Source organism: Candidatus Tisiphia endosymbiont of Sialis lutaria (genome assembly GCF_964026535.1).
GTDB lineage: Bacteria > Pseudomonadota > Alphaproteobacteria > Rickettsiales > Rickettsiaceae > Tisiphia.
Genome location: NZ_OZ032153.1, coordinates 646,536 through 669,372, shown reverse-complemented (window position 1 = coordinate 669,372; position 22,837 = coordinate 646,536). Strand labels below are relative to the sequence as shown.

Sequence of the window (22,837 nt, the reverse complement as noted above, 5' to 3'; positions counted from 1 at the left end):
TATTTTCTTAAACTGACGCTTATGAGCATTGAGCGACGACGTCCCCAACTTCTCATCAATTGACTATATAAACATGAAAGAACCATTATCGATATATATACACTGGCCATTCTGTCTATCAAAATGTCCGTATTGTGACTTTAATTCTCATGTTTCAGATAAAGTAGACCATAATGATTGGCTGAAATGTTATGAGTTGGAACTGAATCATTTCAAGGATACTATAGGTCATAAATATATAAAATCTATTTTTTTTGGTGGTGGCACCCCATCTTTAATGAAGCCATTTGTTGTTGAAGGAATCATTAGCAAAATAGCAAATCTAGCAACAATAGATGAGTACACAGAAATTACTTTAGAAACAAATCCTACTTCATTTGAGACCGAGAAATTTAAAGACTTTAGATTAGCTGGAATAAATAGGGTATCAATTGGCGTTCAGTCTTTAGTGGAAAATGACTTAAAGAGTTTAGGGCGACAACATGATGTGGGGCAAGCAATCAAAACTATTGAGACAGCTCGTCGCATTTTTCCCAGAATATCTTTTGACCTAATTTATGCAAGAAGTAACCAAACTCTAAAAAGTTGGCAAGACGAACTAACCAATGCTATGCAACTTGCCTCAGGTCATATCTCGTTATATCAACTAGTCATCGAAAAAGGTACGTTATTCTACAAATTGTTTAACGATGGGAATTTGACTATACCAAGCTCAGATCAAGCAGCTGATCAGTATGAATGGACTAATTTATACTTAAAGTCACAAGGATATCTTAGGTATGAAATATCAAATTATGCTATATTAGGTCATGAATGTAAGCATAATTTGACATATTGGCAATATGATAATTATCTAGGTATAGGCCCAGGTGCCCATAGTAGAGTTAATATGTACGATATAGTTAATTCAGGAGAATTTGGGGCTAGGAACGATGGAGCGACGCCTATAAGTAATAGGCGAGCATTGAGCGACGACGTCACCAACTTCTCATCAATTGACTATAGTGATTTTACATCTAATCTCTATAGTATCATGATGTGGCATAAGCCAGAAAAATGGTTGCAAACTGTTAAGAGCTTGGGCTGTGGCGTTCAACATATCAATAAACTTTCTATGCAAGAAATAACCGAAGAAATGTTGATGATGGGACTACGTCTTGAAAATGGTCTAAATATTGACCTTATACAAAAAAGAACTAGTAAACAATTATTTGAGATTTTGGATATACAAAAGGCAACATACTATAAAAAGCTAGGTTTACTCCAGTGGGATGAGGAATTAGGCGATAAAGGTCATATTAATCTTACAGATAAAGGTCTAATGTTACATAGCTATATAGTACCAAGGTTGTTTTCACAATAGAAGTTACATAAAAAATTATTGACTTAGCATATTTTATATGTTACTATGATATGGTGTTTCATGTACATTTTTAGACAAGTCTTTTTTATAAACTTATATAAGAGGTAAATTTTCAATAAGAATTTTTTAAAACTTATAATCTCAGATTTACGGATATGGATTCATCTTGGATGTAGTGATCAAGAAAAATTTCATTCGCAATTAGTTAGTTTTAATATTGAATTAGAATTTACAACCCCACCAAAAGGCACAATTACCGACAAACTTGAAGATACAATTTGTTATCTTGAGCTTGTTCAAAGTATTAAATTTCTTTGCCAAACTAAACAGTTTAATCTGATAGAACATTTAACGATAGAAGTTTATCATGCTATTGATAAATCTTTATTGAGATATCGTGATATTGTTCAATCTGTCAGTGTAACAACACGTAAAATGTCACCGCCCATCCAAGATGTTCATGGAGATATTGCTTTTACTTACTGCTCTGCTTTATGTAGTAAAGGAGGGGACAATGATTTATATTAGCATTGGATCTAATTTAGGAAATCGTATTAATAACTTAAATATGGCTGTGAATTTATTAACACAAAGCTGTTTACGAAATTCTAAATCTTCAATTATACTTGAAACCGAAGCGATTTTGCCAGATAACACTCCTCCATCTTGGAATAAACCATTCTTAAACATGATCGTTGCGGGAGAGACGGATTTATCACCCGATGCACTACTTATAACCATGAAATCAATAGAATCTGATATGGGGCGATTGGCTATTTATGAAAAATGGGCACCTCGTATTATTGATCTAGATATTTTACTTTGGGATGAACTTGAGATCAATACTCCTCAGCTTACAATACCGCATCCAGAATTAAGTACTCGACCATTCTTACAACATCTTTTAGCCCTCATGGAAGTACAGCCCTGGACAAAGATGCCTTTAACAAACTCTTTTTCTAAAAGCTTTGTTCTAAATCCTGCAATTGTGGGGGTTGTTAACGTTACAAATGCTTCCTTTTCAGATGGAGGACAATTTAACAATCCAGATAAAGCAATTGAACAAATTCAAGAATTAGCTAGTGATGGTGCTAGTATTATTGAAATTGGGGCTCAATCTACAAGACCAGGTGCTGTAATTCATACACCAGAGGAGGAATATAATAAATTAAAGCCTGTTCTAGATGGGATTACAACATTAATAAATAAAGGAATGCTTAAAGTTAGCATAGATAGTTTTTGGTCATCTACTGTTAAACGGCTTCTTGAAAATTATCAGATTAGTTGGATTAATGATGTCAAAGGTGATTTTGATAATAGAACTCTGAAGAGCATTGCCGAGAAAGGTTGTAAACTATGTTTCATGCATTCATTGAGTATTCCACCTAATCAAGAATTAATTCTATCTTTAGAACATAGACCTATTAGTTTGATAAAAGAATGGGGAAAGCAATCCATTGAGCGTCTCTTAAATATTGGCTTTTCTCAAGAAAATATTATCCTTGATCCAGGTATCGGTTTTGGAAAATCGTCATATCAAAACATAGAGATTTTACGATATGTTCAAGAACTCAGGAGCTTAGATGTTCAAATTATGGTTGGACACTCCAGAAAATCCTATATTCAGGCATTTTCTACAGTTGATGCTAAGAATCGGGACATTGAAACTATTGCTACTTCCCTTGCATTAAAAGATAAGGTAGATTTTTTGCGTGTTCATAATGTAAGGAACCATATGCGATTTTTTACAACCTATCAAAACTTTCATCAATAGGGTAATCATATGAAGATAATAGGTATCATGGCAGCAACGCAACAAGGAGTTATTGGTGATAGAAACTCTTTACCTTGGAGTTATCCTGAAGAACTTGAGCATTTTAGAGCTACAACTAGTGGACATATTATGATTATGGGACGAAAGACTTATAACATAATACCAAAAACTTCGCTAACTATAGTCAATTCAGGAGAATTTGGGGCTAGGAGCGATGGAGCGACGCCTATAAGTAATAGGCGAGCATTGAGCGACGACGTCACCAACTTCTCATCAATTGATTATAATAGAGATATTATTGTTTTTTCTCGTAATCATCATTGTATTTCCAACGATGTAAAGATAGTAAGTTCATTGAATGAGTTTCTAAAATATATTCAATCTTTAAACTTAGTAAAGAAACTTTTTATGATTGGAGGAGCTGAGATTGCTCATTTATTTTTAGAACATAATCTGATTTCTTATTTTATACTAACAAAAATACACCACTTATATTCTGGTGATACATCCATTGATTTAAGATATTTTAAAGGATGGGATGAAAAAATTTTAAAAGAACACCCTAATTATACTATTTGTAAGCTTACAAATATAAAGGAGATATCATGATATTTTGCACAAACCTTAATACATCTCTTGAGGTATTTCATTTACTTAAACATCCGTTTTATAAGTTATGGAATGAAGGATTATTGAAACATGAAATATTACAAATCTATGTAAAAGAATACTATCATCATGTTTCTGCTTTTCCTAGATATATAAGTCAAATCCATACTCTTTGTGATAAGATTCAAGCAAGACAAATTTTGCTAGAGAATTTGATTGATGAGGAGAAAGGTGATGATAATCATCCTGAATTATGGTTACGCTTTGCTGAAGGGATAGGTGTATCAAGGGAGTCAATCCCAAATTTTCCAGAATTAGTTTCAACTTGCAAACTAGTTGAAGGATATTTGGAGCTAGTGAGAACAGATTATCCGACGGGATTAGGGGCTTTATATGCCTATGAAAGGCAAACACCAGAAGTTGCTGCTTCTAAGATTGATGGTTTAAAAAAGCATTATGGAATTCAAGATAATAAAACATTGCAATTTTTTTCTGTTCATCAAGAAGCTGATAAATGGCATACAGAACAGTTGGTTAGTCTGATAAAGTCTCTTAACAAAAACGATCAGCAGAAAGTTTTTTATGGAGCAAAAGAAGGAGCTAAATTACTATGGTTCTTTCTTGATGGGATGATGAAAATGGTAGAATGTCATGCTTGTTAAAGGTATAAAAACTCACAGGATTGAGGTTAATGATTGTTTGGAACAAATTTTAGATCAATATATCCAAGAGCTTGTAGATGAAGATATTGTTGCTATAACATCCAAGATAATTAGCATCATACAAGGACGTTTAGTTTCAAAGGATAGTATATGTAAGAATTTATTGATTAAGCAAGAAGCAGATTTAGTGTTGGAAACAGACCGTAATCCTTATGATCTTTATTTAACTGTCAAGAATGGTATACTTATACCTTCTGCAGGTATAGATGAATCAAACGTACATGGAGTATATGTTTTGTATCCTGAGAATATTCAAAAAACAGTTATTTGGATATGGGAATATTTAAAAAAGAGACATAATCTTAAAAAGATTGGTGTTGTGATTACGGACAGCCATACAACAATCATGAGACGAGGTGTAACCGGTATCACTCTTGGTTGGTGTGGTTTTATACCCATTTATTCATATATTGATAAACCTGATCTTTATAATAGTCCATTAAGGGTTACACAAGTGAATATTTTAGATGCTTTGGCGACTTCAGCAGTTTTTGTTATGGGTGAAGGTAATGAACAAACTCCTATTGCTATCATTAAAGATGCACCTAAAATTTACTTTCTTGATAGACCTCCCACAATAGAAGAAGAGAAAAATATCTTGATTCCTATGGATGAAGATTTATATTCTCCCCTACTACGTGCTGCCAAATGGCATATTGTCTAATGGCATGTTATCTCCTCCTGTTATTGACAAGCCAATTATTTTTTGATAAAATCGATATGTTATAATTAGTTGTTTGTTTATCTAATATTTTTAACAAATTCACTACATGATTTACTAGAGTATCAATTATGCAAGATACAAATACTAACGATTTACGTAATATCATAGGTACTATCAGTGCTAAATTGTATGAAAATGACATAGTAGCTGAAATATATTACAGATTAAAAGACCCTTATTCTATTGTAAAGAAGATATTACGAAAGACTATTGCCTTGAAAGAATTAACTGACTTAGTCGCTTTTAGAATTATAGTTGATAAACAGGAAGATTGTTATAAAGTATTAGATATTATTTATAATATCTATTCTATTAATATAGAGAAGTCTAAAAACTATATTGATAATCCTAAGAATAATGGCTATCGTTCGTTGCATGTCATAGCTGTAGTTGATATTTATGGACGTAATATAGAAATACAAATCAGAACTAGAGAGATGCATAATATAGCAGAATTTGGTACAGCAAACCATGATGAATATAAAAAGGCACGGGAAACAAAACTAAGAAAATTATTGAGTCTATAATATACTTTGTGTAAGTTGCAAAAGTAAGCAGTAAGAAGTACTGTAAGAAAACAACTTATAAAAAGGTAAAATATGTCAGAAAAAATAAAAAAGAAGATATTAGAACTAAAAGATAATAATATAAGTAATAATTTAGTAGAAGAATTATTATCAAAAGCCGATCCATCTAAGTTGTTTGGCAAAGAAGGATTATTTCAACAACTAAAAAAGCAAATAGTTGAAAAAATATTAGAAAGTGAACTAGAGCATGAATTAGGTTATTCAAAGCATAGTAAAATGCCGAAAGTAGATAATAATCGTCGTAATGGTAGCTATGAAAAGACAATAATTGATGATGATGGTAGGAAGGTTACTCTGGAAGTACCAAGAGATCGAGAAGGAGAGTTTGTTCCGAAATTAATACCTAAAGGGCTGAGAAGATTCAGTGGATTTGACGATAAAGTTATCTCACTTTATGGTCGAGGAATGACAGTCAGTGAAATTCGAGGTCATTTGGAAGAAATATATCAAACTGAGGTTTCCGGTGATTTAATATCGACAATAACCGATGGAGTAATAGACGAAGTAACTAGGTGGCAAAATCGAGGTTTAGATAAGGTTTATCCAATATTATACTTAGACTGTATTCATGTTAAGTCTAGGGATAACCAGGTAGTGATAAATAAAGCAGTATATTTAGCGATTGCTGTTAATATAGAAGGAAAGAAGGAGTTGCTGGGTATTTGGGTAGGAAAAAATGAAGGTGCTAAATTCTGGATGCAAGTAGTTACTGAGTTAAAAAATCGAGGAGTAGAACAAATTTATGTTGCTTGTGTTGATGGTCTAAAAGGTTTTCCGGAAGCGATAAGTAGCATATTTCCTGCGACTATAGTACAGTTATGTATAGTTCATATGGTTCGCAATTCAGTGAAGTATGTCTCATATAAGGATTTAAAGGAGGTGACCACAGATTTGAAGCAAATTTATACAGCAAATAATGAAGAAATGGCAAGTCTAAAACTTCAACAATTTAGTTCAAAATGGGACAAAAAATATCCAGTAATTTCTGATATTTGGCAACGTAATTGGTGTGGGATAATCCCATTTTTTGCTTTTCCTGAGGAAATAAGAAAGGTAATTTATACAACAAATACCATTGAATCTGTCAACCGTCAAATTAGAAAAATCATCAAAAATAAGGGGGTGTTTCCAGATGATAAATCAATTCAGAAAATAATATTTTTAGCTCTGCAAAATGCATCTAAAAAATGGACTATGCCCATAAAAGATTGGTCATTAGCTTTGAATCAATTTGAAATACTTTGTGGTGATTTTAAATATGATTTATTGGAATGTAAAAAATAGAACTTACACAAAATAAATGATTGACTCGGGATTCTACCAATGGTTTTATGGCATGCAAATAATTAAATTCAATAATAAATTTCCCAAGAGTAAAATACGAATAAATCTTTTTATCTTTTACTGTCAAGTCTTCTGCAACATCAAGTAACGCATTTAAACGATTATTATGTATAAAAGGACAATGTTCTTTTATTACTTCATTTAATACTGTTTTTACATCCATAACCTACTATCTCCATCATCATTAAATAATGATGATATTCTATCAATTCTTGCTATTTTGCAACAATTTCGTGGGGATACATCAGATTGCGAGGAGCTACTTTAGTAGCGACGAAGCAATCCATGAGAATTAGTATAGATACATCAAGACTATATGGATTGCTTCGTAGGCTCACGCCTTCTCGCAATGACGTTTTTATGCTGTTTAATACTTATAGAATAAAAATTGTAGGGTACTATGATCCCAGCCACTAGATGAGCGGATATATCATCTTATAATTGCCATGCTGGCTGTTGTTATGATATGCAACCAGTATCTGTAGTATGATGCGAGATATCCCCTAAAACTAATGCCATTGGGTTGTCTATAAATAAGTCGCTCTGTGTATATTCACTAATATTTGATAGATGAGTATCAGGATGCTGTGCTAAAGGAGCGTCAAGGACTTCTTTTTGCTCAAGTGCTAATGGGCTTTCGTGCAATATATCCAGAGCTGTTTTACCTTTATTATTCTGTTGCTCAACATTAATACACCCTTCTTTTAAAATTCGGGTTGCTAATTGATAGTTACCATTCTGTAAACTAAGGTGCAATAAATTATTACCCTCATCATCTATAAGCAACTTCAATGGTTGATTTACTAGTAATATTTCTACTGCTTTATTATTTATCTGGGATAATTTTGTTAATAAATTAGATTCTAATTTTACTGCAGACCTTAAATTAATGACGGATAACCATGAGACTATATCTTCTATGTTATTGTCTTCTAATGCAGAAGACAAATTCTTAGTTAGTACTGGAGTAGAAAACTCTTTTAACAATTCTTGTATTCGAGGGTTATGTTTAAAAGTATTTTCATCAACATGTTGGTTTAATAGTACCGCAATATTAGGGTAAATAGGTGAGTCACTGTTAAGTAAATTATGCAAGATAGTTCCTGGTATCTTGAATTCAGGATATTTTTCATAAAAATCAGTTAATTGTTGATTATGTTGCCATTCCCCTCTTGTAAATTCATTAGAGAGTAAAATTTGAAGTACGTGATCTGGATCAAATTTATTAGTTGGAACATTAATCACACTCGTGTCAATATTAATCTCGCTTGGGTTCATCAAATTATTATTCAATATATCCAACTCTAGCAAAAACATTTCTTTTACTTCTTCAATAATTTCTACTATCTTAGAGTTAAATTCATTAATCTTGTCTTCCTTGAATCCTAAACGTTCCAATATTGTTTGCATTACTTTTATTAGAGCACCTGATCTGGCAGTAAACGATAATTGTTCTGTTCCATCTTTGTGAACATGTACTGCGTCTTGGTATAGAGACTGGGCTATACTTTGTTCTAACGCAGGTAAAGGAAATGCCCCATATCTCTTACTATACTCCTGGAGTGTCTTCAAGAAACTATTTTGTTCACTGTATTCTTTGTCCAAAGACAATAACGGAGCACCATCAGTGTCTAGAGTTATTTTAGATATGATTAGTTTAAATGCTTCACTAATATCTTTTATTTCTTTATTACGTTGCAGTTTCTTGTTTATGTTTTCTATAACAGTATCGTCTATAAGCACATATTCTTTTAGATTAATATTAACAAGAGTAGTATTGCTTTCCAACATTTCAGCTATTGCTTTTATTCCTTCAGCACCTATACAATTGTATGATAGTTCAAGGTTAGTAAGGGTCTTATTGTTCTTCAAAGATTCAACTATTGCTTTTATCCCTTCAACAGTTATACGATTGTGTGATAGATCAAAGTTAGTAAGGGTTCTATTGCTTTCCAACATTTTAGCTATTAATTCTACAGCACCATCTTTTATATTATTTAATGATAGATTAAGACTAGCAAGGGTGCTATTGTACACTAATAAAGCCTCAACTATTGCTTTTGTTCCTTCAGCACCTATAAAATTGGATGATAGATTAAGGCTAGTAAGGGTCTTATTTTTCTTCAAAGCTTCAGCTATTGCTTTTGTTCCTTCAGCATCGATACAATTGGATGATAGATCAAGGTCAGTAAGGGTCTTATTGTTCTTCAAAGCTTCGGCTATAGACTTTATTATATTAGTTGAATCATTAGCTGCTGTACCACCTAAACCATTAGCTGCTATATTAAGTTTAGTAATATTAGAATTTTTTAGTAAATCTACGAAGCTCATATTGTTTTCATCAATGCGATCACAGTAGGGTAAACTAACTCTAGTAATATTTGTATTACTCTTTATAAAATCAACTAACTCAGCTAGATTGATTTTATAACTACCTGGATTATTCGCTATATTAGCGTTTATCTCATGTAATTCAGTTTCTCCAAAGCAAGAACCTTTGAATATTGCTGTTTTGGGTAAATCTAAAAAATTACCCTCTTTTACATATTTATTAAAATCTATTGTCATTGTTTTTTACCTATATTAAAAGTTAATGGTTTTAGTGGGATAGACTAATTTGTTTGTAATTTTTCACCGTATTAAACGGGTTACTGAATGCAAGTTATCAGATATAATTAATATTGCAAGCATTATTTTTATAAAGAAACTTATTTTATAACCTTAACCTATAATCTTAAAATATACTAATTTATATTAACGAAAACGCGATGTAAAAATATCACGAAATATTATGCAAATTGGGATTTTTTATGGTATAGTCAATTCAATTCAGGGGAATTGGGTAGCAGGAGCGATGGAGCGACGCCTATAAGTAATAGGCGAGCATTGAGCAACGATGTCACCAACTTCCCATCAATTGACTATAATTCTCATGGATTGCTTCAATGCTACTAAAGTAGCTTCTCGCAATGACGCCAAGCTATTTTCTATATGACTTTTAAACGCCATGCGTAAGGTGAGTCAATAAAAATAATAAAAATATTTCTCATAAAATACTTAGTGCATATCATAATTAGTATATACTATAGTCAATTCAGGGGAATTGGGTAGCAGGAACGATGGAGCGACGCCTATAAGTAATAGGCGAGCATTGAGCGACGACGTCACCAACTTCTCTCAATTGACTATACCCAATTCTCCTGAATTGATTATATATGCGTTGAATTAGTTTAGGTAAATATAATATGCAAAAATTTTCATTTGATTTACAATCTCAACATAAAAAAGCCAGAACTGGTATTATAACTACTAAGCATGGTCAAATACGTACTCCAGCTTTTATGCCGGTCGGCACGAAAGGTACGGTAAAAGCCATGTTACCAGAAGCAGTTGAATCTACCGGAGCTGATATAATACTTGGTAATACTTATCATTTAATGTTACAACCAGGGGCTGAAAGAGTTGCCAAGTTTGGCGGTTTACGTAAATTTATGAATTGGTCAAAGCCTGTACTTACCGACTCAGGTGGTTTTCAGGTAATGTCCCTGTCAAAATTACGTAAGATTACAGAAGAAGGGGTGATTTTTAACTCGCATATTGATGGTAGTAAGCATATATTAAGTCCTGAGCGGGCAACAGAGATCCAATATCTTCTAGATAGTACCATTACCATGGCGTTTGATGAATGTACCCCATATCCGGCAACATTTGAGCAAGCAAAATCATCGATGGAATTAACATCTAGATGGGGAGTTCGATCGAGAAAAGCATTTGTTCAAAGAGAAGGTTATGGTCAATTTGGTATTGTACAGGGAAATATCTATCAGGAATTGCGTGCCGAGTCAGCAAAGAATTTGGTAGAATTAGATTTTGAAGGTTATGCTATTGGAGGGCTGGCAGTAGGTGAGGGACAAGAAATAATGTTTAAAGTGCTAGATTATGCTCCAGATTTATTACCTAAATATAAGCCCAGATACCTTATGGGGGTTGGTAAACCAGATGATATTATTGGGGCAGTTGCAAGGGGAATAGATATGTTTGATTGTGTTATTCCAACGCGTTCTGGTCGAAATGGTCAAGCTTTCACCAAATATGGTGTAGTAAATATTCGCAATAGTCAGTATAAGGATGATCAGGAGCCGCTTGAAGATGATTGCCCATGCCCAACATGTAAGGATTATAATAAAGCTTACTTGCATCATTTGGTAAAGAGCCAAGAGATTTTAGGAGCAGTGCTTATGACTTGGCATAATTTGGTGTATTTCCAAGAATTAATGTCAAGAATAAGGCAATATATTCAACAAGGAAAAGACTTTGATTTTATGCATTAGTTATCGATAATTTTGCATGGTATAGATATTTGAAAGACTATAAATGATTACAGAATGTTGATATATAAACGTTATATAATAAAAAATATAATACCATCTTTGGTAATAATTATTTTTTCGGTTACTAGCCTTGTATGGATTACCCAGATATTAAAGATGTTGTACTTAATTGATAAGGGCATAAAAGTTCAGGATTTCTTAAATTTAATTATTTTAATAATACCATCTTTGTTGTTTATTTTATTACCTTTTGCAACTATTGTTGCTGTTATTTATACTTATAATGCTTTGAGTGAGAGACGTCAGATAATTATTTTACAAAATTTGGGATTAAATAATATCCAACTAGCTAGCCCAGCATTGATGGTAGCTCTGATGATTACGTTATTTGCTTATTATATTTCGACTAGTTTATTGCCATTATCTTATGGCAAACTTAAATCAGATCTTAATTTTATGAGGAATAATTATGCATCCAATATGTTAGATGAAAAGACATTTAATACAATTTCTAAAGATATAACAGTTTATTTTGATAAGAAATTACCTAATGGTACTATGAAAAGTTTAATCATTTTTGATAATCGTAAGCGTGATAACAATGCAATCTTGTTTTCTAAATCAGGGATGTTTACAATATATAATAACAGCTCATCTTTTCAGTTAAAAGATGGAGTTAGGCAGGCATATGATCATAATGGTAATTTAAGTAACTTATCATTCGAGCTTTTAACCGTAGAATTAGTTAGTAATAATAGTAAAAATTTGGTAAGGGATGAATATAGTCGAGAAATCAATGAGTATTATATTGATGAATTATTAAAACCCAACAATATTTTATCAGAGCAAAGGAAGATTAAATTAATTGCTGAGGGACACCAAAGATTGATTTGGCCTATGTATAATTTTGTATTGGTCTTTCTTACATTATCGGTTTTTTTACGACAGCCTTATAATAAAAAATCTAGTTTAAGACAGATTCTAATTACGGCAATTTCTGCCATAATTATCACATACTTGCATTTTGTATTACAAAATCTTGCTTCAAAAGATTTAAATTTTATCTTTGCTTGTTATGCTAACATGATTATTGCTATTATTTTAAGTCTATATTTATATTTCCGTAAAATTATATGAGTTTCCAAGATTTACCACAATTTATAGAACTCCTCGAGCAAAATGGGCTTCTTAAGCGTATATCCTATCCCGTATCATCTAACCTTGAAATAACAGAAATCAGTAGAAGAATTTTAATACAAGATGGTCCGGCTCTGCTGTTTGAAAATGTTATTAAAAATGATGGAACTAAGTCTAATATGCCAGTTCTAACTAATTTATATGCTAGTACTGAGCGAATCGCCTTGGGACTTGGGTTGAAACGTAAAGAAGATTTAAGGAAATTCGGAGAATTGCTAGCTTTTCTTAAAGCCCCCGAACTACCTTCTTCCTTTAAAGAAACCTTTGCCATGTTGCCATTGGCAAAAAGAATGTTGGCTATGTCGCCAAAAATGTTATCAAAAGCTCCCTGCCAGGAAGTTATAATTGATGATCCTGATGTTAATATATTACCGATACAAACCTGTTGGCCTCTTGATATTTCGCCATTAATTACTTGGCCAATAGTTGTTACTAAAGGACCTAGTCTAGAGAAGGTAGATAATTTTAACCTCGGTATATACCGAATGCAAGTAGTTGGGCGTAACAAACTTATTATGCGATGGCTTAAAATGCGAGGTGGAGCACAACAACATAAACGTTGGCAATCATCAGCAAAAAAAGAGCCTTTTCCTGCTGCAGTGGTTATTGGGGCAAGCCCTGCTGTGACTATGGCGGCTGTTATGCCGCTGCCTGATAATATGTCTGAGTATAATTTTGCTGGATTATTAAGAGGCAAGTCAATTGAATTGGTAAATTGTGTTAGTATAGATATGAAAGTGCCAGCTTATAGCGAAATTGTTATAGAGGGGCATGTAAGTTTTGATGAATATCTACCAGAAGGATCATTTGGTGATCATACAGGTTACTATAATGACGTTGAATATTTTCCAGTCTTTAATGTTAAGGCTATTACCATGAAAAAGCAACCTATATATTTAAGCACTTATACTGGTAAAGCTCCAGATGAACCATCGGTACTTGGCGTGGCATTAAATGAAATATTTACTCCGATAATTCAGCAACAATTTCCAGAAATCGTTGATTTTTGGTTACCGCCTGAAGGTTGTTCTTACAGAATTGCCATTGTATCTATCCGCAAGGCTTATCCAGGTCATGCAAAAAGAATAATGATGGGGATTTGGTCGTTTTTAAGACAATTCATGTATACCAAATTTATTATTGTGGTAGATGATGATATAGATATTCGAGATTGGAAGGAAGTAGCTTGGGCAATCTCAACTAGGAGCGATCCTTCTAGAGATAGCACGTTTATTGATAATTCGCCAATAGATTATCTTGATTTTGCATCCCCTGTATCAGGACTTGGTAGTAAAATGGGGATAGATGCAACTAATAAAATATCCCCAGAGACTAATAGAGCTTGGGGAAAGAAAATAGAAATGACTAGTGAAGTCATTGAAAAAATTGATAAAATTTGGGGTATGCTGGGTACCTGAAATATCATTGCGAGGAGTCGCTTTGCGGCGACGCAGCAATCCAAAAAATGACCATGAATGGATTGCTTCGACCATTATATGGTCTCGCAATGACGAGTTATAGATACATGCGTCATTGCGAGAAGGCGTAGCCGACGAAGCAATCCAGGAAAGTGATTAGAAATGGATTGCTTCTTGGTTTATGCCTTCTCGCTAATAGACGTCTTGTACTTTTTGGCAATTTTTAAATTGCTACGAGGTTTATGTGAGTTAATTAATAGAGATATACCAATGAGTAAAAATCGAATAAACAATTTAGTGTTCAATCTTATCTATGATTCCTTCTTTGATTCGTTTACTATAGAATTCTTTAATAAGCTATCAAAAAATTCAGTATTCTCAAATCATTTAGCTAAAGTAACAGGTTCTGTACCACCAGAGTATGATGATCAAGTAAAAAAGATATTATGTGTTTTACATGAAATGAAGTTAAGAAAAATAGGAGATGAATTAGATCATATAAAACATATTATTACTATTCTGCGTAATGAACTATTACCTCTAAAATCTTTACCAGTACTTTATCTTAAGGTAATTAAGGAGGCAAATATAGCTGAGCGTAATGACATCTTGAGTAAGTGTAAAGATAGTTCTGAACTGTCACAGATAAAGAATTTATTCTTCCCTATTAATCATGCTATTAACAATACAGACCTTACTACTCAGCTTGGACTTATAGAGGAAGAAGATGTTGTTGAGATTATAGGAAATAATGATAATCAATGGAGTGAAACCTCTGTATAGATTAATCATAAACCTTTGTCAATAATCGCTCTGAATTAGGACTACAGTTGCAGTTTAGATATGATCGTTCACGATTTTTTTGCTATTTTCTTGTGATGAGTGAAAAAATCTGATCACCAAGAGTCATTGCGAGCGAATGTATGTGAGCGTGGCAATCCATAAAATTTATTCTGTGGATTGCTTTGTCGCTACTAAAGTAGCTCCTCGCAATGACGTTATCTGTCATTGCGAGACCATGTAATGGTCGTGGCAATCCACACTTATTGGATTGCTTCGTTGGCTACGCCCCACAACTGTTGAAAGTTAGAAGAGGAAGCGGTTTTAGACCGGATAGTTTAAAAATCGTATGTGGTCAACGTCATTGCGAGAAAGACCTTAGGTCGACGAAGCAATCCATAAAAGTAACCAAAGATAGATTGCCACGACCACTACGTGGTCTCGCAATGACAGAAAACCTATCTAAAACCCGCTTTACCTTCTAACTTTCAACAGTTGTGGGCTACGCCCCCTCGCAATGACATTTTTGAAAGATATAGTCAATTCAGGGGAATTTGGAGCTAGGAACGATGGAGTGACGCCTATAAGTAATAGGCAAGCGACTAGTGATGACGTCCCCAACTTCTCATCAATTGACTATAGCCCTCAAATCTCAAATGATACTGTTGTAAACATCTTGACAACTAATCTACTTTAAATATATAATTTTACTCACATTAGGGGTGCCATAGGAGACTAAGGCTGAGAGTTAATAAACAACCCTTTGAACCTGATATTGTTAATACAAACGGAGGGAAATGTGTACAGTATTGAAGAATTTTTTGGCTATATTGCCTTAATTACATCTCTGATAGGTCTATTGCCGCAGGTCTATAAAGCATATATAACAAAATCCACACACATGATATATCTATGATGATGCTAGTAAATTACCTTATTTGCTCAGTTGCATGGATTGTTCATGGCTATTGCCAAGGTTCAATATTTGTCGTTCTTAGCAATGTTGCCGGACTCATAATCAGTATAATATCTATTATTCAAAAATGTTACTACGATGCAAGATAGATACAGAGCTTTTTATGAACATATAGATATCGGTCTATACCATTCTATATTGGCTTTAAATGGTGACTTGCCTGATAAGTCATTTTTTGACATTGGCTTGCCTATTATAGCTGCTGATGGAGCAATAAATTCTTTGTACAAGATTGGTATAATACCAAAAGTTGTGATTGGTGATTTAGATTCTGCAAAAGTCGATTTACTGTATACTATAGGCAATTCAGGAGAATTTGGGGCTAGGAACGATGGAGCGACGCCTATAAGTAATAGGCGAGCGACGAGTGACGACGTCCCCAACTTCTCATCAATTGACTATACTGAAGTAATTCGTGTACCAGATCAGAACAGCTGTGATTTTGAAAAATCTCTACAATATCTTGAGAATAAAAATCTATTACCAGCTATAATTGTAGGAATGAGTGGAGGATATATTGATCATATATTAAATAATATTAGTATTTTTCTTAAAAATGGTAGCATTTTTTATGCACCGTCTATTGTAGGGTACGTAATTAAGGCTGGAGAGACTAGGGTTTTTACATTGTCTGTAGATACCAAAATCTCATTACTTGGATTTTCATCAGCACAAATTTCTACTAAAGGCTTAAAATGGGAATTAGAGCATTATCAGATGTCATTTCCGGGTACTAATTCTTCTTTTAATAGAACTATTTGCGAAACTGTTTCTATAGAGGTACATAGTGGTCTATCATTGGTAATGATTTATTTAGAAAAAATGAAAGATTATGGAAGTGATATTATATAGTCAATTAACCTGAATTAGTGCCGACAAGAAAAACGATTAAAATAGATTGCTTCGGAGGCTTACGCCCTCTCGCAATGACTTATAAAGTAAGGATATTTAGGTTAGTATAAAAATAATAAAAATATTTTTCATAAAATGCTTAGTGCACATCATAATTAGTATATACTACGATGAGTTTGATAAATTATATTAATTAGCATGAAAATTCTTGCAGGTCTTAGTCACAAAAAATTAGCTAGACATTTAGCTAAGGAGCTAAATTGTCAATATGTGGAAACTTACATTACAACTTTTGACGATAGTGAGACAAAAGTACAAATCCTTGAGGACGTACAAGGGTGTGATGTTGTTATAGTGCAATCTACTTCTAGACCAACTAATAACCACTTAATGGAGCTTTTATTATTAGTGGATACGGTAAAAAGAGCAGGAGCCTCAAAAGTGACTGCGGTTATACCCTATTTGGGCTATAGTCGCCAAGATCGTAGATATGATAATTTTTCTCCAGTCCCTGCTCGTTTGGTAGCAAATATGTTGGAAATTGCTGGGGTTGATCGCATAATAACTGTTGATTTGCATTCGCAGCAATTAGAGGGGTTTTTTAAAATTGCTATACAAAATCTTGAGCCAATCAGTTTATTTGCTCCGATTATTAAGAACTATAATAATGCTATTATTGTGTCTCCAGATATTGGTGGTTTTGTACGTATAGGTGCAGTTAATAAGCTTTTTAACATCAACATGGCTGTTATTAATAAAAGCAGGGATAGCACGGATCAATGCCAAATGTCAGAAATAATAGGTAACGTTTCAGGCAAGCATTGTTTATTAATTGATGATATTGTTGATAGTGGAGAAACCCTTTGCAAGGGGGCTAAGCTATTAATGGCAGTAGGAGCATTATCTGTTGATGCTTTTGTGACTCACCCTGTGCTTTCTGGGGCATCTAAGAAAAATATTGAGAATTCTGATATAATGAACATCTATATAACCGATACTATAGAAACTACTGATTTACCTTCTAAATTTCATATAATATCCGTTACTCCAATTATTGTAGCAGCATTACAACCTATGCAAGATTATGACAAGATTATGAGGATTTAGGATTTTATTATGCACAATGCTCGTTGTACTCTTGAAATAGATTTAGCAAAAATTCGTACTAATTATCGTATTATTTCTGAAATTTGCAAAAATTCAAAAATTGCTGCTGTGGTAAAGGCTAACAGCTATGGACTTGGAGCCGATATTATCGCACCAGCATTACAGATGGAGAATTGTCAGAATTTTTTTGTAAACTCAGTTAATGAGGGGGTGGAATTACGTAAAGCGTTAGGAGCGAAACCTAATATTTTTGTGTTTCATGGTGTATTTTACAATGATGTTGAGGAATTTGGTAATAGTAACTTAATTCCGGTACTTAATAGTTTGCAACAAATTGCCATATGGCAAAAGTTTGCTGCTAAAAAACAACAAGTATTACGTTGTACAATCCATGTTGATACTGGTATGCATCGTTTGGGAATGGCTGACATAGAGATGCAACGTATCATAGATAACCCTAGCCTATTATCTGGTCTTGAATTACAATATGTTATAAGTCATTTATCTGCCTCTGAAATAGCGGATAATCCTTATAATTTACAACAATTAACAAAATTTAGATATTATCTAAACTATTTACCAACAGCTAAAGCTAGCTTAGCTAATTCTAGTAGTATATTTCTAGGACAAGAATATCATTTTGACTTAATACGTCCTGGTGCGGCATTATATGGGCTTAATCCTTTGGGAATTTCCTCGAAAAATCCGATGCATAACCCAATTAGGCTGACTGCTCCGATAATACAATTACAAGAATTACCGCCAGAAAGTTATATTGGTTATAATATGACTTTTAAAACAAAGCGTAATAGATTGATTGCTACCTTGCCTCTTGGTTATGCTGATGGTTATTCTAGAGCTTTTAGCAATTGTGGAGAAGTTTGTATTGGTTCCTACTTAGCTCCTGTAGTTGGTGGAGTATCGATGGACTTAATTACCATTGATGTTACTGAACTACCACCAAATGAAATATTTTTAGGGCAACAAGTGGAGATTATAGGGGATTATTGTACCCCAGATAAAATAGCTAGTGTAATAAACACCATTGGTTATGAAATTCTTACCATGCTCGGTGACAGATATAAGAGAGTATATAAAAATGATTATTAAGATAGTTAATTTATTCGGCAAACATACTATTGCTTTCGCAAAAACTATAGGAGCTTTTTCTCTATTTACTATAGCGGTAGTTACTAGTATTTTTAGGCGTCCCTTATATGGCAACTTACTATTCAAGCAGTTGTTATCTATAGGCTTTTACTCCCTACCAGTTGTTGCGATGACTACCTTTTTTTCTGGGGCTGTACTGGCATTACAAAGTTATACAGGTTTCTCTCGTTTCTCGGCTGAAAGTTCAATAGCTACGGTGGTAATTCTGTCAATAACTAGAGAACTTGGACCAGTTCTTGCAGGTCTCATGGTGGCTGGTAGGGTTGGTGCATCAATTGCCGCTGAAATAGCTACAATGAGAGTGACGGAACAAATAGATGCTCTTTATACTTTGTCAACTGATCCAATAAAATATTTAGTTTTGCCAAGGGTGCTAGCTGCTGTTATTACCTTACCATGTTTAGTATTAATCGGTGATGTATTAGGAGTAATGGGTGGCTATTTGGTAAGTGTTTATAAGCTTAATTTTAATAGCTCTAGTTATATGGTAAATAGCTTTAAGTTTTTACAATCAATAGATGTTATTTCTGGTTTGGTAAAAGCAGCGGCTTTTGGTTTTATTATTTCAATAATAAGTTGCTATAGCGGATATTGCTCTGGAACAGGAGCAAAAGGAGTCGGAACTGCTACAACTTCGGCGGTAGTAAGTTCTTCGGTGCTGATTTTAATCAGTAATTACTTAATAACAGCATGTTTTTTTTAAAGTTATGAATAACCAATCAAAAATAAAAATACGTTCATTATATAAATCTTTCGGTAACCGAAAGGTACTTGACGGTATAGACTTGGACATAAAGCAGGATAGTTCGATAGTAATCCTTGGCGGTTCGGGAAGTGGTAAATCAGTACTAATTAAGACGATAGTTGGGTTAATACAGCCTGATAAAGGTAGTATAGTTGTTGATGGGGTAGAGACTGTCAATATCTCAAATAAAGATAGATTTAAAATGATGGAAACTATAGGCTTTCTATTCCAGGGTGGAGCTTTATTTGATTCTCTAACTGTTCAAGATAATATTACGTTTTTTGCTGAAAAATTGTATAAATTATCTCCCAAAAATAAACAAGAGTTAGCGGCATCTAAACTTAATTCGGTAGGTTTATCTAGTAAGATACTCAATCTTTATCCATCTGAACTTTCTGGGGGGATGCAGAAAAGAGTATCTTTAGCTAGGGCTATTTGTGGTAATCCTTTGATTCTTTTTCTTGACGAACCAACTACCGGTCTTGATCCTATCATGGCTAATGTTATTAATGAATTAATAATTAAAGTTCAAGAAGAACTAAAAGCTACTACCATTACCATAACCCATGATATGAATAGTGCTTATATGATAGCTAAAGAGGTTGCTATGATTTATCAAGGGAAGATTTTATGGTTTGGAACAAAAGATGAGATAAAAAATAGTGATAATCCCTATTTGCAACAATTTGTTAATGGTTTAACTACTGGACCAATTGAGGTTTAGTATAGGGATATAGGCAAATGATTTGAAGAAGCGTATGCTTGAATATAAATTATTAGAAGAGATGATTGATGTAGCGGTTTGGGGCTAGGAGCGATGGAGCGACGCCTATAAGTAATAGGCGTTCTCTGCTGTTACTCCTGTACAAGGTGCAATACTTTAAACAATAGTCCCATTTTATTGGGAGCAATTAGTCTATCAACTTGTTTTGCTATGATATTTGCCTCTATAATAGGTAATTTACTTTGTAATAGTTGACTTCGTAATAATATACCATTGCTAATTAAGAAATCACGTTGAGTTATTGATCCATACACATTTATTCCTATATTTCTGCTTACTGTCTTTAAGGCATAAAAGTCAACATGTGCTGATAAATCGGCTTCTCCTAAAGTTTCAAGTAGTGGGTAATATTTATGATTTTTTATCGCTTGTAAAGTAGGGTTATATTGGTTACGCGTCCTCTTTATTGGATCTATATCATAACCATAATCGATAATTAAGCTAGTCCCACTGAATTGCATTATATGCTTACTGATAAATTTTACGATTTCTAACGATTTAGGTGATTCTTCTATTACTGCTCCATCATGTGCGTTTGAGTGTTCTTGCAGTAAATAACGCTGTAACTCCTTACTAACCTCTATCTTATCGAATTTAATCTTACCATCAGCTGGGTCAATAATAAGTGTTAGCTCGTACCAAAGCTTTTTGCTTTTAATATACTGCTTAATTGGCATAGCATCAAAAAATTCATTAGCTATTATAATAGAAGGAATTTTAGATATATATTGTATGGATGTATAGTGTTTGATAGGCAGACCTGTTAACTTTAGGTTTGTTTTTTGTTTTTTGATAAAATGAGGATTAATATCAATTAATTCTATAGAGAGAGATTGGTAAAATTCTGGAACTAATTTAGCAACATTTAGCAAATCTCGCATTAACACTCCCTGCCCAGGACCCAATTCGACTAAATTAGTTTTCTGTGGGCAACCCATTTTATACCATTGGTCAATAGTCCATAAAGCTATCATTTCACCAAAAAGCTGAGAAATTTCTGGAGCTGTTGTAAAATCTCCTAAGCAACCCAACTTATCTTGTTTTTGGTAATAGGAAGAAGGGGCTACAGATGTTACTTGGAGCATCATTTCATCAAGCTTAATACTACCATTTTGCTCAATAAGTTTTCTTATTTTGGAGTCGACTGGCATTTAATTCGTATTATTAAATAAATCCCCATTATTAGCATAGGTAGTGATAAAAATTGCCCTATAGTTACATTGTTAAAAATAAGACTTGCATAGCAATCTTCTGGTTCACGAAACATTTCTATAATAATTCGAAATACCGAATAAAATATTAGAAATATAGCAGAATTTAAACTATAGATATTTATACTTTTATATTTAAAAGTGGTGTAAGCTAGAATTAAGAATAATATAATTCCTTCAAAAAATGCCTCATAAAGTTGACTGGGATGTCTTAGTTGTAGATCGCTATTTGGAAAAATCATTCCCCATGGCATTGTAGTCACTCTGCCATATAATTCCCCATTAATAAAATTGGCTATTCTACCTAAAAATAAACCGATAGGACCAACTGTAGCTACTATATCACCTAAACAAAAGAATTTAATTTTATATTTGCGGCAGAAAAAATAGCATGATAGGGCTATACCAATAATACCACCATGAAAGGACATACCGCCTTCATAGGTTTTGAAAATGGCAATAGGGTTAAAAAAATATTTAATAGGGTCATATAGTAACACGTGACCTAATCTAGCACCTATTACGATGCCCAAAGTAACCCAAGTAATAAAATTTTCGAAAATTTCCGTGGTAATACTAAGTTTGAATTTTTTTATAATGTTGTAAGCATAGAACCACCCAACTAATATACCCAAAACGTAAGCCATGGAGTACCAATAAACGGTAAATGATCCGATAGAAAAAATAACAGGATTGATATTTGGAAAGAGCATAAGTTTATTATATACACAGACTTTATCGATTGCAAGCAGTATAGTCAATTGATGGGAAGTTGGTGACGTCGTCACTCGTCGCTCGCCTATTACTTATAGGCGTCGCTCCATCGTTCCTGCTACCCAATTCCCCTGAATTGACTATAGTAGGAAAAAATCTTAGGTGTCATTGCGAAAAGTGCGGAAACCACAACACGACGAAGCAATTGTCCATTTTTGTGTCACCCCTGCGTAAGCAGGGGTCTTAGATTCCACAACTGTTGAAAGTTATAAGGTAGAGCGGGTTTTAGATAGCTTTTCCGTCATTGCGAGACCACGTAGTGGTCGAACAATCCACATTCATTAGATTGCTTCGTCGCTACTAAAGTAGCTTCTCGCAATGACGCCAAGCTATTTTTTATATGACTTTTAAACGCCATGCGTAAGATGA

Annotated in this window: 26 protein-coding genes and 1 riboswitch; of the genes, 21 read left to right on the top strand and 5 right to left on the bottom strand. The window is 33.5% G+C overall.

What is annotated here, in order from left to right:
• The first annotated feature begins 73 nt into the window (after positions 1-73).
• The 8 genes from hemW to AAGD20_RS03225 all read left to right on the top strand — a co-directional run bounded on the left by hemW (position 74) and on the right by AAGD20_RS03225 (position 7,063).
• Complete coding sequence (hemW, locus tag AAGD20_RS03260) at positions 74-1,363, top strand: radical SAM family heme chaperone HemW (protein WP_341749436.1); 1,290 nt, start codon at positions 74-76, stop codon at positions 1,361-1,363.
• Positions 1,364-1,471: 108 nt separating this feature from the next.
• Complete coding sequence (locus AAGD20_RS03255; protein ID WP_341749435.1) at positions 1,472-1,891, top strand: dihydroneopterin aldolase; 420 nt, start codon at positions 1,472-1,474, stop codon at positions 1,889-1,891.
• Entirely contained in the window at positions 1,878-3,137 is a 1,260-nt protein-coding gene (gene folP, locus AAGD20_RS03250; protein ID WP_341749365.1) for a dihydropteroate synthase, read from the top strand. Before AAGD20_RS03255 ends, folP begins: the two co-directional genes overlap by 14 nt.
• A 9-nt stretch (positions 3,138-3,146) precedes the next feature.
• Positions 3,147-3,746: a dihydrofolate reductase gene (locus AAGD20_RS03245; protein ID WP_341749364.1), complete on the top strand. Its 600-nt coding sequence runs from the start codon at positions 3,147-3,149 to the stop codon at positions 3,744-3,746.
• Positions 3,743-4,408: a CADD family putative folate metabolism protein gene (locus AAGD20_RS03240; RefSeq protein ID WP_094649757.1), complete on the top strand. Its 666-nt coding sequence runs from the start codon at positions 3,743-3,745 to the stop codon at positions 4,406-4,408. Before AAGD20_RS03245 ends, AAGD20_RS03240 begins: the two co-directional genes overlap by 4 nt.
• Positions 4,398-5,132, top strand: a complete 735-nt coding sequence (locus AAGD20_RS03235) for a coenzyme F420-0:L-glutamate ligase (protein ID WP_341749363.1) — start codon at positions 4,398-4,400, stop codon at positions 5,130-5,132. Before AAGD20_RS03240 ends, AAGD20_RS03235 begins: the two co-directional genes overlap by 11 nt.
• Positions 5,133-5,260: 128 nt before the next feature.
• Complete coding sequence (locus AAGD20_RS03230) at positions 5,261-5,719, top strand: bifunctional (p)ppGpp synthetase/guanosine-3',5'-bis(diphosphate) 3'-pyrophosphohydrolase (protein WP_341749362.1); 459 nt, start codon at positions 5,261-5,263, stop codon at positions 5,717-5,719.
• 72 nt (positions 5,720-5,791) lie between these two features.
• Positions 5,792-7,063 carry an IS256 family transposase gene (locus AAGD20_RS03225; RefSeq protein ID WP_341748792.1) on the top strand — a complete coding sequence of 424 codons (1,272 nt, stop codon included), beginning with the start codon at positions 5,792-5,794 and terminating at the stop codon, positions 7,061-7,063.
• Here the strand turns inward: AAGD20_RS03225 and AAGD20_RS03220 are convergent.
• Together AAGD20_RS03220 and AAGD20_RS03215 are read right to left on the bottom strand one after the other, a co-directional pair.
• Positions 7,032-7,286, bottom strand: a complete 255-nt coding sequence (locus AAGD20_RS03220) for a hypothetical protein (RefSeq protein ID WP_341749361.1) — start codon at positions 7,284-7,286, stop codon at positions 7,032-7,034. The genes AAGD20_RS03225 and AAGD20_RS03220 overlap by 32 nt on opposite strands.
• Before the next feature lie 296 nt (positions 7,287-7,582).
• Positions 7,583-9,691: a hypothetical protein gene (locus AAGD20_RS03215; RefSeq protein ID WP_341749360.1), complete on the bottom strand. Its 2,109-nt coding sequence runs from the start codon at positions 9,689-9,691 to the stop codon at positions 7,583-7,585.
• 535 nt (positions 9,692-10,226) lie between these two features.
• Between AAGD20_RS03215 and AAGD20_RS03210 the strand changes: the two genes are divergently transcribed.
• The 13 genes from AAGD20_RS03210 to AAGD20_RS03155 all read left to right on the top strand — a co-directional run bounded on the left by AAGD20_RS03210 (position 10,227) and on the right by AAGD20_RS03155 (position 20,423).
• Complete coding sequence (locus tag AAGD20_RS03210; RefSeq protein ID WP_275656747.1) at positions 10,227-10,352, top strand: hypothetical protein; 126 nt, start codon at positions 10,227-10,229, stop codon at positions 10,350-10,352.
• A 16-nt stretch (positions 10,353-10,368) separates the two neighbouring features.
• Positions 10,369-11,454 (top strand): tRNA guanosine(34) transglycosylase Tgt, encoded by a 1,086-nt coding sequence (tgt, locus tag AAGD20_RS03205; protein WP_341749359.1) that lies wholly within the window; start codon positions 10,369-10,371, stop codon positions 11,452-11,454.
• 54 nt (positions 11,455-11,508) lie between these two features.
• Positions 11,509-12,591, top strand: coding sequence for an LptF/LptG family permease (locus AAGD20_RS03200; protein WP_341749358.1), 1,083 nt, complete (start codon positions 11,509-11,511; stop codon positions 12,589-12,591).
• A complete protein-coding gene (locus AAGD20_RS03195) occupies positions 12,588-14,069 on the top strand; it encodes a UbiD family decarboxylase (RefSeq protein WP_341749357.1) in 1,482 nt (493 codons plus the stop codon). The genes AAGD20_RS03200 and AAGD20_RS03195 overlap by 4 nt, the downstream gene beginning before the upstream one ends.
• Before the next feature lie 270 nt (positions 14,070-14,339).
• Positions 14,340-14,852 (top strand): hypothetical protein, encoded by a 513-nt coding sequence (locus AAGD20_RS03190; RefSeq protein WP_341749356.1) that lies wholly within the window; start codon positions 14,340-14,342, stop codon positions 14,850-14,852.
• Between the two features lie 514 nt (positions 14,853-15,366).
• Complete coding sequence (locus AAGD20_RS03185; RefSeq protein ID WP_341749355.1) at positions 15,367-15,546, top strand: palindromic element RPE2 domain-containing protein; 180 nt, start codon at positions 15,367-15,369, stop codon at positions 15,544-15,546.
• Positions 15,547-15,557: 11 nt separating this feature from the next.
• Positions 15,558-15,662: riboswitch (TPP riboswitch) on the top strand.
• On the top strand, positions 15,649-15,765 hold the full coding sequence (locus AAGD20_RS07090; protein ID WP_410520906.1) for a PQ-loop domain-containing transporter: 117 nt from the start codon (positions 15,649-15,651) through the stop codon (positions 15,763-15,765). Its footprint overlaps the riboswitch before it by 14 nt.
• Positions 15,762-15,914, top strand: coding sequence for a hypothetical protein (locus AAGD20_RS03180; protein WP_341749354.1), 153 nt, complete (start codon positions 15,762-15,764; stop codon positions 15,912-15,914). The genes AAGD20_RS07090 and AAGD20_RS03180 overlap by 4 nt, the downstream gene beginning before the upstream one ends.
• Complete coding sequence (locus AAGD20_RS03175; RefSeq protein WP_341749353.1) at positions 15,904-16,677, top strand: thiamine diphosphokinase; 774 nt, start codon at positions 15,904-15,906, stop codon at positions 16,675-16,677. Before AAGD20_RS03180 ends, AAGD20_RS03175 begins: the two co-directional genes overlap by 11 nt.
• A gap of 198 nt (positions 16,678-16,875) precedes the next feature.
• On the top strand, positions 16,876-17,784 hold the full coding sequence (locus AAGD20_RS03170) for a ribose-phosphate diphosphokinase (protein ID WP_341749352.1): 909 nt from the start codon (positions 16,876-16,878) through the stop codon (positions 17,782-17,784).
• Positions 17,785-17,793: 9 nt separating this feature from the next.
• Positions 17,794-18,894, top strand: a complete 1,101-nt coding sequence (locus AAGD20_RS03165; protein ID WP_341749351.1) for an alanine racemase — start codon at positions 17,794-17,796, stop codon at positions 18,892-18,894.
• On the top strand, positions 18,884-19,657 hold the full coding sequence (locus AAGD20_RS03160) for an MlaE family ABC transporter permease (RefSeq protein WP_094649179.1): 774 nt from the start codon (positions 18,884-18,886) through the stop codon (positions 19,655-19,657). The genes AAGD20_RS03165 and AAGD20_RS03160 overlap by 11 nt, the downstream gene beginning before the upstream one ends.
• Positions 19,658-19,661: 4 nt before the next feature.
• The gene (locus tag AAGD20_RS03155) at positions 19,662-20,423 is read left to right on the top strand and encodes an ABC transporter ATP-binding protein (RefSeq protein ID WP_341749350.1); all 762 of its coding nucleotides are present in this window, start codon (positions 19,662-19,664) and stop codon (positions 20,421-20,423) included.
• 131 nt (positions 20,424-20,554) lie between these two features.
• Here the strand turns inward: AAGD20_RS03155 and AAGD20_RS03150 are convergent, their stop codons facing one another.
• Genes AAGD20_RS03150 through AAGD20_RS03140 form a run of 3 tightly spaced genes read right to left on the bottom strand, consistent with a single transcriptional unit; the run spans position 20,555 to position 22,534 of the window.
• Positions 20,555-21,634, bottom strand: coding sequence for a class I SAM-dependent methyltransferase (locus tag AAGD20_RS03150; RefSeq protein WP_341749349.1), 1,080 nt, complete (start codon positions 21,632-21,634; stop codon positions 20,555-20,557).
• Positions 21,613-22,407, bottom strand: coding sequence for a prolipoprotein diacylglyceryl transferase (gene lgt / locus AAGD20_RS03145; RefSeq protein ID WP_341749348.1), 795 nt, complete (start codon positions 22,405-22,407; stop codon positions 21,613-21,615). Before lgt ends, AAGD20_RS03150 begins: the two co-directional genes overlap by 22 nt.
• Positions 22,408-22,429: 22 nt before the next feature.
• A complete protein-coding gene (locus AAGD20_RS03140) occupies positions 22,430-22,534 on the bottom strand; it encodes a palindromic element RPE2 domain-containing protein (RefSeq protein ID WP_239832648.1) in 105 nt (34 codons plus the stop codon).
• Positions 22,535-22,837: the final 303 nt, after the last annotated feature.